This is a genomic window from Brevibacterium sp., assembly GCF_031179145.1.
Lineage (GTDB): Bacteria > Actinomycetota > Actinomycetes > Actinomycetales > Brevibacteriaceae > Brevibacterium.
In genome coordinates this window covers 1-12,987 of sequence record NZ_JAPSIB010000023.1, presented here as the reverse complement: position 1 = coordinate 12,987, position 12,987 = coordinate 1, and the positions used below count along the sequence as shown (strand labels likewise).

The 12,987-nt window shown below is 66.8% G+C and carries 8 protein-coding genes; 2 read left to right on the top strand and 6 right to left on the bottom strand.

Features of this window, described 5'->3' with window-relative positions; translation table 11 throughout:
* Positions 1 to 135: 135 nt before the first annotated feature.
* Positions 136 to 1,311: an MFS transporter gene (locus RIT73_RS15060; protein WP_309132912.1), complete on the top strand. Its 1,176-nt coding sequence runs from the start codon at positions 136 to 138 to the stop codon at positions 1,309 to 1,311.
* A 25-nt stretch (positions 1,312 to 1,336) separates the two neighbouring features.
* On the opposite strand, the gene RIT73_RS15055 is transcribed toward RIT73_RS15060, so the two are convergent.
* The 6 genes from RIT73_RS15055 to RIT73_RS15030 form a co-directional block, all read right to left on the bottom strand.
* The gene (locus tag RIT73_RS15055; protein WP_309132911.1) at positions 1,337 to 3,058 is read right to left on the bottom strand and encodes an alpha-amylase family glycosyl hydrolase; all 1,722 of its coding nucleotides are present in this window, start codon (positions 3,056 to 3,058) and stop codon (positions 1,337 to 1,339) included.
* A 28-nt stretch (positions 3,059 to 3,086) separates the two neighbouring features.
* On the bottom strand, positions 3,087 to 5,234 hold the full coding sequence (gene glgX / locus RIT73_RS15050) for a glycogen debranching protein GlgX (protein ID WP_309132910.1): 2,148 nt from the start codon (positions 5,232 to 5,234) through the stop codon (positions 3,087 to 3,089).
* Entirely contained in the window at positions 5,231 to 6,697 is a 1,467-nt protein-coding gene (gene glgA / locus RIT73_RS15045) for a glycogen synthase GlgA (RefSeq protein ID WP_309132909.1), read from the bottom strand. The genes glgX and glgA overlap by 4 nt, the downstream gene beginning before the upstream one ends.
* A 66-nt stretch (positions 6,698 to 6,763) precedes the next feature.
* Positions 6,764 to 8,059, bottom strand: coding sequence for a glucose-1-phosphate adenylyltransferase (glgC, locus tag RIT73_RS15040; RefSeq protein WP_309132908.1), 1,296 nt, complete (start codon positions 8,057 to 8,059; stop codon positions 6,764 to 6,766).
* On the bottom strand, positions 8,056 to 8,223 hold the full coding sequence (locus RIT73_RS15035; protein ID WP_309132907.1) for a hypothetical protein: 168 nt from the start codon (positions 8,221 to 8,223) through the stop codon (positions 8,056 to 8,058). Before RIT73_RS15035 ends, glgC begins: the two co-directional genes overlap by 4 nt.
* Positions 8,224 to 8,383: 160 nt before the next feature.
* Positions 8,384 to 10,822 (bottom strand): glycogen/starch/alpha-glucan phosphorylase, encoded by a 2,439-nt coding sequence (locus RIT73_RS15030; RefSeq protein WP_309132906.1) that lies wholly within the window; start codon positions 10,820 to 10,822, stop codon positions 8,384 to 8,386.
* Between the two features lie 228 nt (positions 10,823 to 11,050).
* Here RIT73_RS15030 and poxB point away from each other — a divergent pair, with 228 nt between their 5' ends.
* Positions 11,051 to 12,766 (top strand): ubiquinone-dependent pyruvate dehydrogenase, encoded by a 1,716-nt coding sequence (gene poxB / locus RIT73_RS15025; protein WP_309132905.1) that lies wholly within the window; start codon positions 11,051 to 11,053, stop codon positions 12,764 to 12,766.
* The last annotated feature ends 221 nt before the right edge of the window (positions 12,767 to 12,987 follow it).

The window sequence follows — 12,987 nt, the reverse complement described above, 5'->3', positions numbered from 1 at the left end:
ATCGACGAAATCTTTACACGTTCCAGAGAAGTGGCAAGTTGCTTGTCATATCGAAGGGCGTGTGAAGTCGGCGCCTCGTCGGCTCTCACCAGCATTTGAGTAGGCTGGAAGCGTGAGTGACGCAGGGGAGGGCCGATGACCGACCGGCCGCGCGGGGGACTGCTCGCGCTCTGCGTCGCGGAGCTCGCCAGCTGGGGGCTGCTCTACTACTCACTGCCGGTGGCCGTGACCCCCATCGCCGCCGACACCGGGTGGAGCCAGACGACGACCACAGCGGCGCTGTCGGCCGGTCTCGTGGTCTCGGCGATCGCCGGGGTGCGGGTGGGCCGGATCCTCGACGCTCACGGGCCGCGGGTCGTCATGACCACGGGTTCACTCCTCGGGGTGCTCGCCCTGCTCCTCGTGGCGTGGTCGCCGAACCTCATTGTGTTCTTCGCGGCCTGGCTGCTGGCGGGCTTCGCCCAGTCGGCGACACTGTACCCGCCTGCCTTCGCAGTCATCACCCGCTGGTACGGCGCCGAGCGAGTCAAGGCCCTGACGACGCTGACTCTGGTCGGCGGACTGGCGTCGACGGTGTTCGCGCCGATCATCGCATTCCTCCTCGACCGGTTCGGGTGGCGGTTGTCCTACGTCATCATGGCCGGCATCCTCGCCGTGATCACGGTGCCGATGCACGCGTTCTTCCTCAATCGGCACTGGACCGACGAGGCGGCCGAGCGCAGAGAGGACACGACCCCTGCCGATCGGCGCGGGCAGATCCGGGCCATCACCCGCACACCGAGGTTCGCGCTGCTGCAGATCGCCATGTCCTTGGCGACGTTCACCCTGTTCGCGGTCACGATCAACATCATCCCGCTGCTCATCCACCGCGGCTCCGGCTTCGGTCTGGCAGCGGTCGCCCTCGGACTCGTCGGATTCGGTCAGGTGGCCGGACGGATCGGCTACCTGGGGCTGGTGAAGCGGACCTCGCCGCGGAGTCGGATGATGATTCTGTTCGCCTGCGGCGCCACGGGCCTGTGGCTGCTCGCGTTCGTACCCGGTCCGCTGTGGCTGCTCATCGGCATCGCCATGGTCTGCGGCGGAGTCCGCGGCTGTCTCACCCTGCTGCAGGCGACGGCGGTCTCCGACCGTTGGGGGACGGCGAATTTCGGCGCCGTCAATGGCGTCTTCATCGCCCCGATCACGGCGCTGACGGCGCTGGCTCCGGTGGCCGGACCTGCGCTCGCCGGAGTCCTCGGCGGCTACCCGCTGATGGTCATCGCCATGGCTGCCGTCCTCACCGCCGCGACCCTTCTGTCCAGCCGGACCTGAATCGGGCGGGCCGGGTACGTCGACGTCAGGCGATCGCCAACCAGACGGCGCAGTCGGTCGGCACGCTGTCGGTGACAGAGGGATCGCTGGCCGCGAGGATCCGGGCGTCTGCGGGAATCGGCCAAGCCTGCGGGCCGAGGTTGAGCACCACGCGAGTGGTTCCGGCCGCGGTAGTCACGTCGAAGGCCACGATGCCGGAACCGGCACTGGCCTTGTTGTCTGCTCCGGCCCGCGCTTCGGCTGCCGCTGCGAGATCGACGAAGTCGAACGATCCTGTGCCGAGCGCGCGTTCTCGGCGCAGCGCGAGCAGCGTGCGGACGAGTTCCAGAGGGGAGCCGTCCTCGCCCTCCTGCTGATCGACGGCAAGGTCGCCGTAGAGCGTCGGCTGCGGCAGCCATGCCGCTCCCGACTCGCTGAACCCGTAGGCGGGAGCGTCCCGCTGCCAGGGCATTGGCACACGACAGCCGTCACGGCCCAGCCGTTCCCCATTGGTGCGGTGGAACGTCGGATCCTGCCGTGTCTCCTCGGCGAGGTCGAGAACTTCGACCAGGCCGAGCTCCTCGCCCTGGTAGAGGTAGGCGCTGCCGGGAAGCGCCAGCATCGCCGTCGTGGCCGCGCGAGCGCGACGGGCGCCGAGTTCGGGGTTCGGGGCGGGAACCGGGGCGCCCAGCTGCGAGGTGAAGTGCTCGGGCGCGAGAGCGAGCCGCGTCGCCGGGCGGATCACATCGTGATTCGAGAGCACCCAGGTGGTGGGAGCCCCGACGAGGTCGTTCGCCCGGAACGACTCCTCGATGCACTCCCGCAGCACAGCCGCGTCCCAGGGAGCCTCGAGGAACGAGAAGTTGAAGGCCTGATGGAACTCTCCCTGGCGCACGTAGCGGGCGATGCGCTCGTAAGGCTCCACCCACGCCTCGGCGACCATCACCCGGTCTTCGGGGTATTCGTCGAGCACCGCGCGCCAGGAGAGGTAGATTTCATGCACGCCGTCCTGATCCCAGAAGGGAGCGGCGCTGGTCGTCATCCCCTCGCCTTGCAGCTCCTCGGTCGTCCGATCTATGTCGGGCAGGCCTGCGGCTTTGACGAGACCGTGGGCGACATCGACGCGGAACCCGTCCACGCCCCGGTCGAGCCAGAAGCGCAGGACGCCTTTGAACGCCTCCCGCACTCGCGGGTTCTCCCAGTTGAGGTCGGGCTGCGAGGAGTCGAACAGGTGCAGGTACCACTGTCCGTCCGGTGTCTTCGACCAGGCCGGTCCGCCGAACACCGATTCCCAGTTGTTGGGCGTTCGTTCGGGATCAGCGGGGTCCGCGTCGCGGAAGATGTACCAGTCCCGCTCGGGCGAATTGGGCGGCGCGGCGAGGGCACGCTGGAACCACTCGTGACGGTCGCTGGTGTGGTTGGGCACGAGATCGACGATGACGCGCAGCCCGAGGTCGTGGGCGCGGGAGACGAGTGCCTCGACGTCGGCCAGCGTTCCGAACAGCGGGTCCACATCGCAGTAGTCGGAGACGTCATAGCCCGCATCGGACTGCGGAGACGGGTAGAAGGGGGAGATCCACACCGCATCCACGCCGAGGTCGCGCAGATACGGCAGTTTCGCGGTGATGCCGGGAAGGTCACCGATCCCGTCACCGTCGGCGTCGGCGAAGGACCGGGGATACACCTGGTAGATGACGGCGCTGCGCCACCACTCGTCGGACTCGACGGCCGGGTGGAAGGAACTGCGGGCGGGGGAGAGCTGGGTCATGAAGTGCCTTTCCGCGAGAGTCGCTTGTTCAGGGGGCGGCGACTGTCGACATGACGACGACCGACTGGGCCAACACGGGGTAGGGTTCGGGGGCGAGGCCGTCAGAATCCGGGCGGGCGGAGTCGACCTCGAGGCGCCAGCGGAGCCTGTCACCGGCGTCCGGCAGGCGGACGTCGGCGTCGCTGCCGACGTTGAAGATGACGAAGACGGCGCCGGAGATCGGCTCTCCCGCGGGGTCGCCTGCTGCTCCACGGAGTTCGGCCGCGACCACCCGGAAGTCGGGATCGTGCCAGTCCTCCTGGGTCGGGACCTCGCCGTCAGGGCGGTGCCACACGACGTCGAGGTGGCCGTCCGCGCGCTCACGTCCGTGCAGGAACGTCCGCTGGCGCAGCACGGGGAGGCGACGACGCACGTCGATGAGATGCCGCACGAAGGTCAGCAGGTCCAGGTCGGGCGAGGACCAGTCGATCCAGCCGATGGGGTTGTCCTGCGCGTAGGCGTTGTTGTTGCCGTTCTGGCTGTTGCCGATCTCGTCGCCCGCGAGCAGCATCGGCACCCCTTGCGACACGAGCAGTGTCGTGAGCATTCCGCGGACCCGGCGGGCCCGCGCGGAGCGGACCTGTTCGTCGTCGCTGGGGCCCTCCACGCCGAAGTTGTCGGTGTGGTTGTCGTCGTGACCGTCGTGGTTGTCCTCGAGATTCGCCTCATTGTGCTTCCTCGCGTACGACACGACGTCGGCAAGAGTGAACCCGTCGTGTGCAGTGACGAAGTTGACCGAGGCCGTCGCGTCTCGATCCGAGTGATCGAAGAGTCGGGCCGAGCCGAGCAGTCCCGAGGCCAGCGCCACCTGTCCGAGCGGGTCCCCGCGCCAGGCTCGCCGCACTCCGTCCCGGTACCAGTCGTTCCACTCCGACCAGGGGTGGGGGAAGTGCCCGAGCTGATAGCCGCCCGATCCCAGGTCCCATGGTTCGGCGATCAGCTTGATTCCTGCGAGAACGGGATCCTGGCGCACCGCCTGGAAGAATGCCGCGCTCGGGTCGAAGCCCTGAGCGGTGCGACCGACGGTGGTCGCCAGGTCGAAGCGGAACCCGTCGATGCCGTAGTGCTGCACCCAGTGGCGCAGGCTGTCGAGAATGAGGCGCAGCACCATCGGATGGTCAGCCCTGAGCGTATTGCCTGTCCCAGTGATGTTGACGTAGTGGTGGCCCTCGTCGATCAGCCGGTAGTAGCCGGTGTTGTGCAGGCCGCGGAGGCTCAGCGTCGGACCGCGTTCGTCGCCTTCGCCGTTGTGATTGTAGATGACGTCGAGGATGACCTCGATGCCGGCTTCGTGCAGGGCATGGACGAGCGACCGGAGTTCCGAGTCGGCGTCGCCGGTCCGGTGGGCGTAGCGCGGCTCGGGTGCGAACCACGCGATCGGCTGGTAGCCCCAGTAGTTCGTCAGGCCGTTCTCCACGAGGTGCTGGTCGTCGAGGAACGCCTGCACCGGCAGGAGCTCCACAGCGTTCACACCAAGGGAGGTCAGGTGGTCGATGATCGCCGGATGCGCCATGCCTGTGTAGGTGCCGCGGATCTCCTCCGGGACCTCGGGGTGGGTCGCGGAGATTCCCTTCACGTGGGTCTCGTAGATGACGAGGTCGGCCAGGGCGTGCTGAGGGCGATTCGCCGCGGGATCCGGGCCGCTCACAGGACGTGCGAGGATGCACCTCGGCGACACCGGGGCACCGTCGCGACGGTCCATGACGAGGTCGTCGTCGGGTCCGAATTCGAAGCCCGACATCATCGGATCCCACCGCACCGGCCGATCGAGGATGCGCGCGTAGGGGTCGATGAGGAGCTTGTGCGGGTTGAAGCGCAGGCCTTCACCTGGCCGGTTGGGTCCGTCGGCCCGCAATCCATAGTGGGCTCCGATGGGGACGTTCGCGACATGGGCGTGCCATACATCGCCGTCCCGAAAGGGGAGGGGGATCTGCTCCTCGGCGCCGGCGGCATCACCGGAACCGGCGACGGTGCTGGCGGAGCCGAAGAGGCACAGCGTCACCTGAGTGGCCTCCGGCGCCCAGACCGCGACATTCGCACCGCCCTGGTCAGCAGTCACTCCGAGCGGCCACGACCGGCCCGCCGTGACCTCGCGACTGCCCGCCGTGACCTCGTGCCGGACAGCAGATCCGCTCATCGCATCATCTCGGCGAACAGGTCGGCGTAGCGTGTGGCTGAGGTGTCCCAGTCCACCGACTCTCGCATCGTCGTCTCGCGCAGTCGCAGCCAGGCCGCACGATCCGCGTAGAGATCGACGGCGCGACCGAGTGCGAAGCTCAGGCCACCCGCGTCGATGATGCCGCCCTGCCTGGGGTCGCCGAAGGTGAAACCGGTTGCCGTGCCGGCCGCGAGGTTCGCAGGCGTCGCATCGACGACTGTGTCGCGCAGGCCCCCGGTCGCGGCCACCACGGGCACGGCGCCGTACCGCAGACCGTAGAGCTGCGTGAGCCCGCAGGGCTCGAAGCGCGAGGGCACGAGGACGAGGTCACCGCCGGCGTACATGCGGTGGCTGAGCGGTTCGTCGTATCCGATCCGCACCCCGACGGACCTCGGGAATCGCGACGACAGTTCATTCAGGCCGTGCTCGTGGGCCGGATCGCCCGAGCCGAGCACGACGACCGCCCCGCCCGCCTCGACGAACCGCGGCAGCGTCTCGAGCAGAAGATCGACGCCCTTCTGATGAGTCAGTCTGGTCACGACGACCGCGAGCGGCCCCATCGGCTCGTCCAGTGAGAATTCGTCCAGCAGAGCGCGGCGATTCTCAGCCTTCGCCGCGGGGTCCGCAGCGGAGTAGGGGATGACGGATGGATCGGTCGCCGGATCCCACACCGTCGTATCGATGCCGTTGAGGATCCCGAGCATCTCGCCGCGATCTCGCCGCATCCTGGCCACACCCTCGAGACCGAAGCCGAACTCAGGGGTGGTCAGCTCTTCCGCGTAGGTGGGACTGACGGTCGTGACCCGCGTGGCGTGCACCATTGCGGCTTTGAGCGTGCTGACGTGACCGTGGTATTCGAGGGACTCGGAGTGGAAATCCCACGTCGGCAGGCGCAGGTGATCGAGCTGCTCGGGGCTGAACATCCCCTGGAACGCGATGTTGTGGATCGTCAGCAGCGTCGGAACGTCAGAGCCGGCGTACTTGAGATAGGAGGGCACGAGCCCTGCCTGCCAGTCGTGCACATGGACGACGTCGGGCCGCCAGTCATCGGCGGTGCCGTGGATGGCCACCTGCGCCCCGACCCACGACAGTGCCGCGAAGCGCACAGGGTTGTCCGGGTGATCGCGACCGTCGACGTTGTAGGGTCCGCCCGGGCGGTCGAACAGGTGCGGCGCATCGAGCAGGAGCAGATCGAGACCATGGCAAGTGCCGGATCGGACGACTGCGGGGCCGCCGAAGAGGTCGTCATCATGCCAGACCTCGCTCGTGCTGCCGACCTGGTCGAGCATCCCCCGGTAGGCGGGCATGAGGATCCGCGACTGCCAGCCGAGCCGGGCCAGCGCTGCCGGCAGAGCGCCCACGACATCGGCCAGTCCGCCCGTCTTCAGCAAGGGCGCGCATTCCGAGGCCACGGACAGCACTCGGCGCTGATGGTGTGACATGGAGATCCTTACTCTTCGGTGCGGGAGGGTCGGCGGGAGAGGTTCGGCGGGACCACCTCGGCGAGGTCACTCGAGGGCGGCGGCACGGCGGTCGAGCATCGGCTGGGTGATGAGCACGATTCCCTCCTTCGTGCGCCGGAACCACTTCTCGTCCTCCTCCGGATCCTCCCCGACGACGAGGCCGGCCGGGACCTGGACCCGGTTGTCGAGCACCGTCTTGGTCAGCCGGGCGCCTCGGCCCACATCGACATACGGCAGGGAGACGACATGATCGAGGGCGGCGAAGGAATGGACCCGTGCACCCGTGAACAGGAGCGAGTTGTGCACCTCCGCGCCGCTGATGATGCTGTTGCCCGAGACGAGCGACTGGATCGCCTGGCCGCGGCGTCCCTCGTCGTCGTGAATGAACTTCGCGGGTGGGGTCAGTTCGGAGTAGGTCCAGATGGGCCACTCGTTGTCGTACAGGTCGAGTGCGGGCACGAACTCCGTGAGGTCGATGTTGGCCTGCCAGAACGCGTCGATCGTGCCCACGTCGCGCCAGTACGGTTCCGTCTCCAACCCGCTCATGACGCAGGACTCACTGAACTTGTGCGCGAAGGCACTGCCGTTCTTCACGATCGCGGGGATGAGGTCGTGGCCGAAGTCGTGGCTCGAACTCGTATCCTCGGCATCCGCGAGCAGCAGGTCGCGGAGGAAATCCCAGTTGAAGACGTAGATGCCCATCGACGCGAGCGCCATGTCCGGGTCACCGGGCATGCCGGGCGGCTCGGCCGGCTTCTCGAGGAAATCGACGATCCGGGCATTCTCATCGACGTGCATGACACCGAAGGCCGAGGCCTCCTCGCGCGGCACGGTCAGGCAGCCGACGGTGACGTCGGCACCCGTCTCGACGTGTTGGCGCAGCATGATCTCGTAGTCCATCTTGTACACGTGGTCGCCGGCGAGCACGATGACGTATTGGACCTGGTAGTCATCGACGATGTCGATGTTCTGCGTGACGGCGTCGGCAGTGCCGAGATACCACTTGTTCTCGGCGACGCGCTGGCTCGCCGGCAGGATGTCGAGGTACTCGTTGCGCTCGGACCGGAAGAAGTCCCAGCCGCGCTGCACGTGCCTGATCAGCGAGTGCGCCTTGTACTGCGTCGCGATCGCCATCTTGCGGATCCCGGAGTTGAGGGCATTCGACAGTGGAAAGTCGATGATGCGCGACTTCCCGCCGAAATGGACCGCCGGTTTGGCACGCCTGTCGGTCAGCTCTTCCAGGCGACTGCCTCGACCGCCCGCCAGCACGAATGCCATGGCCTGGCTGCTCAGCCGCAGGTGCGAGCCCGAGAGACTGCCTGTGTGATTCCGAGGGATCATGACTTGTCCTCCACAAAATAGATTGCCTTCTCCGCCCCCGACCGGTGGACGACGAGGTGCCTGCCATCGGCGGTGGGCCCGGGTGCTGCGGACTGGTCGGAGTGGGCGCCCTCGCTGAGTTGCGCAGCGTCGAGCACCGACCACGGTGCACGGCCATCTTCCATCTCGACTCCCTCGTCCACGGATTCCGTTTCAATCCAATCATGAAAGTCAGCTGCGCATAACCACCGGGTTCGAGTGTGGACAGCACAGAGCCCGGCGGGAACTGCGCAGGCTTCCCGCCGGGCTCTTCGAAAAGGCGTGGCTCTCATTGCGACGACGAGGTCACAGCGCGGGCTCGATGTCCCAAATTCTGCTCATGTACTCCCGAATCGCGCGGTCGGAGCTGAAGTATCCCATCCGTGCGATGTTGAGGATCGCCATGCGCTGCCACCGGTGCGGATCCCGATAGGCCCGGTCGACCTCGGACTGGGCGAGGTCGTAGGCGTCGAAGTCGGAGGCGACGAGGAACCAGTCGCTGTTCCACATCAGATCGACGAGGCGACCGTGGCGATGCGGCTCGTCGGGGCTGAACGCTCCCTCCGCCACCGCCTGCAGAACATCCTGCAGCGGCTGACTCGCCCTGATCGCCGAGCGCGCGTGTTCCGGCTCGGACCGACGTGCCGCCACCTCGTCGGTGGTGAGTCCGAACAGGAAGAAGTTGTCGGCCCCGACCTGCTCGCGGATCTCGACATTGGCACCGTCGAGAGTGCCGATCGTCAGCGCGCCGTTGAGCGCGAACTTCATGTTGCCGGTCCCCGACGCCTCCATGCCGGCGGTCGAGATCTGCTCGGAGAGATCCGACGCGGGAATGAGCTTCTCCGCCATAGACACGCCGTAGTTCGGCGGGTAGACGACGCGCAACAGGTCCCGTGTCTCCGGATCGCTGTTGACGATCCGGGCGACGTCGTTGATGAGCCGGATGATGTCCTTGGCCGTGTGGTAGCTCGGAGCGGCCTTGCCTCCGAAGATCTTCACTCGAGGCACCCAGCCGGCTTTCGGATCCCGCTTGATCCGCTGATAGCGGGCGATGGTCCACAGAATGTTGAGCAGCTGTCGCTTGTACTCGTGCAGGCGCTTGACCTGTGAGTCGAAGAGGGCATCGAGCGGCACTTCGATGTCGTGCTCGGTGGCGAGCCAGTCGACGAACTTCTCCTTGGCGCTGGCCTTCGTCCGGCCGAACGCCTCCTGGAACGCAGGATCGTCGGCATGGTGCTCCAGACCGCGCAGCCGGTCGAGGTCGGTCTCCCATCCCGGCCCGATCGTGTCGGTGATCAGGGTGGCCAGCGTCGGGTTGGCGAGCTTGAGCCACCGCCTCGGCGTGATGCCGTTCGTGATGTTGACGATCCGGTCGGGGTGCAGTTCGTCGTGCACGGGGAACAGGTCCCGCTTGACCAGTTCGGAGTGCAGGGCGGAGACGCCGTTGACCTTGTGGCTGGTGGCGAACGCCAGGTCGCCCATGTTGACCTGATCCCCGCCGATGAGCCGCACGGGGCCGGGTCGGCCGCCCTGCAGCTCGACGAACTGCCTGTCGAGCCCCTCGATGATCTGCAGATGGCGCGGGAGCACGTGACGCATGAGGCCGACGGTCCAGCGTTCGAGCGCCTCCGGCAGCAGCGTGTGGTTGGTGTAGCAGAGCACTCGGGTGGCGATCTCGACGGCGGAGTCGAATTCGAGACCGTGCTCGTCGACGAGCAGACGGATCAGTTCCGGGCCCGCGATCGCCGGGTGGGTGTCATTCATCTGGATCGCGACGTATTCGGGCAGGCGGGTCAGGTCGTCGTGTGAAGTGAGAAAGCGGCGCAGGATGTCCTGCACCGAGGCCGACGACAGGAAGTACTCCTGGGACAGCCGCAGCTGCTTGCCCCCGTCGGTCGTGTCGTTGGGGTAGAGCACGCGGCTGAGGCTGCGTGCGAGCGCTTCGGGCTCCGAGGCCGCGGCGAATTCGCCCGCATTGAAGCGATCGAGGTCGAAGAGGTCGGCGCTCGGCATCGCCGCCCACAGGCGCAGTGTGTTCGCCCATCTTCCCCCGTAGCCCACGACCGGGGTGTCGTGGGCGGCGGCGAGCACCTGGCTTCCGGGAACCCACAGCGGTCGGCCGTTCTCCTCGGCGACCTCGCCGCCGAACCGGACCTGGTAGGCCGATTCCGGGCGGGTGAAGTCCCAGGGATTATCGGTGGCCAGCCAGTTCTCCGGCGTTTCGATCTGGCGACCGTGCTCGAAGCTCTGCTTGAAGAGACCGTGCTCGTAGCGCAGTCCGTAGCCGTAGCCGGGGCAGCCGACGGTGGCCATCGACTCCAGGTAACAAGCGGCGAGTCGGCCGAGGCCGCCGTTGCCGAGAGCCGCATCGGGCTCGCCCTCGGCGATCTCGGAGAAGCTGAGTCCGAAGCTGCCCAGCACCTCTGACACGACGTCGCGCAGGCCCAGGTTGATCGCGACATCCTCGAGCACCCGGCCGATGAGGAACTCCATCGACAGGTAGTAGACGCGTTTGCGATCCTCGTCCCAGGTGCGCTTCGTCGACCTGAACCAGGGGCTCACCGCGCGGTCGCGAATCGTGCGTGACAGCGCGATGCGCCAGTCGAGCTGTGATGCGTCTTCGGGCCTCTTGCCCACGGTGTACTGCAGGTGGCCGAGCAGGGAGCGTCTGATGTGCTCGGGGGTGGGCTCGGGCAGGCTGAGATCGTCACTGCGAACGCCGCGGACGTCGATGCTCTCTGACATGGGTCTCCTGAAGCGCTCTCGGATTCGATTGTCTTGCCGTGTGAGTCGATGCGCACACTGCGGTCCAATCATAGGCGCAGGTCGGATCCCGGGAATCCATGGAACGCAGACCATGCCCGTGAGGGCGCGCATCGTCAGCGAGGCACCGGAGCTCTGACACTGCTGGGACCGCTCCGTGAGGGCGGGTTTAGACTGGCGGCGATCCACGTTTCCACGGGAAGGAATCACATGCCGACCGTCGCCAGGAACATCGTCGATACACTCGTCGCCAGCGGGGTGGAGCGGGTCTACGGGATCCCCGGAGACTCCCTCAACGGTTTCACGGACGCTCTGCGGGTGAATCCCGAACTCGAATGGGTCCACGTCCGCCACGAAGAGGCCGCGGCCTTCGCCGCCAGCGCCGAGGCGGCGATGACCGGGGAGCTCGCCGTGTGCGCCGGCAGCTGCGGACCCGGCAACCTCCACCTCATCAACGGCCTCTATGATGCGCAGCGCTCCCGCGTCCCGGTCCTCGCCATCGCCGCGCACATCCCCAGCGACGAGATCGGATCCAACTACTTCCAGGAGACGCACCCCACCGAGGTGTTCCGCGAGTGCAGCGTCTACGTCGAGCACGTCGCGACTCCGGAGCAGATGCCCCGCCTGCTGCGCATCGCCATGCGGGAGGCCGTCGAGAAGCGCGGAGTCGCCGTTCTCGTCATCCCCGGCGATGTCGGGCTGGGGGAGATCGACGCCCACGCCGAGGTGATCCGTGCCCATCAGTCCCACGTGATCCCTGCGTCTCCCCAGATCACAGCCGCCGCCGAGGCGCTCAACTCGAGCAAGAGGGTGACGATCCTCGCCGGGGCCGGAACCGCAGGGGCGCACGACGAGCTGATCGCGATCGCCGACAGACTCCAGGCACCGATCGTCCATTCCCTGCGCGGGAAGGAGTACGTCGAGTACGACAATCCCTATGACGTGGGGATGACCGGATTGCTCGGCTTCTCCTCGGGCTATCACGCGCTCAAGGACTGCGACGCACTCCTCATGCTGGGCACCGACCTGCCGTATCAGCAATTCTATCCCGAGGACGCGACTGTCATCCAGGTCGACGTGCGGGGATCGCAGATCGGGCGGCGGACCAAGGTCGACGTCGGGCTCGTCGGCACTGTCGCCGACACCGTGGACGCTCTGCTGCCGCTCATCGACTCCGGCCGCAGCAGCTCTCACCTCAAGGCGATGACGAAGGGCTACGCTAAGGCCCGCAAGGGTCTCGACGAACTGGCGACACCGTCGAAGCGGACGATCCATCCGCAGTACCTGACGAAGCTCATCAACGACCTCGCCGATGACGACGCTGTGTTCGTTCCGGACGTGGGATCTCCCGTCGTGTGGGCGGCGCGGTACCTGGCGATGAACGGGAAGCGGAGACTGATCGGCTCCTTCAGCCATGGGTCGATGGCCAACGCGCTGTCGCAGAGCGTCGGGGTGCAGGCGTCGAACCCGAATCGGCAGGTGATCGCCCTGGCCGGCGACGGCGGACTCGCGATGCTGCTGGGCGAGCTGCTGACCCTGACCCAGAACGACCTGCCCGTGAAGACCGTCGTCTACAACAATTCCTCGCTCAACTTCGTCGAGTTGGAGATGAAGGCCGCCGGCTTCGTCACCTTCGGCACGGACCTGTCGAATCCCGACTTCTCCGCCATCGCCGAGGCGGTCGGGATCAAGGGCTTCCGGGTCGAGAAGTCGTCACAGCTGCCGGCGACGGTCAAGAAGTTCCTCGACCACGATGGTCCGGCCGTCCTCGATGTGGTCACCGAGCGGCAGGAGCTGTCGATGCCGCCGTCAATCAGCGCGGAGCAGGCCAAGGGCTTCGCCCTCTATGCGATCCGCACAGTGCTGTCCGGCAGGGGCGACGAACTCATCGACCTCGCCAAGTCGAACATCCGCCAACTGTTCTGACGAAGCCGCTGTTGTGAGGAAGCCTCCCGCGGCTCTGCATCACATTTGGAACAGCGCCTCATCGAGCGGACCGTTTTCCATTGAGAGTGCAGGCCGCACCCTATTTGCCAGGATTGTTGTGAGACAGTTCCTGGCAAATAGGGCGGGGTAGGAGGTACGGCATCATGCTCGCTGCTCAACCCGGAATCACCCCGACAGGGCGTCGCTCGTTCAATAATGAT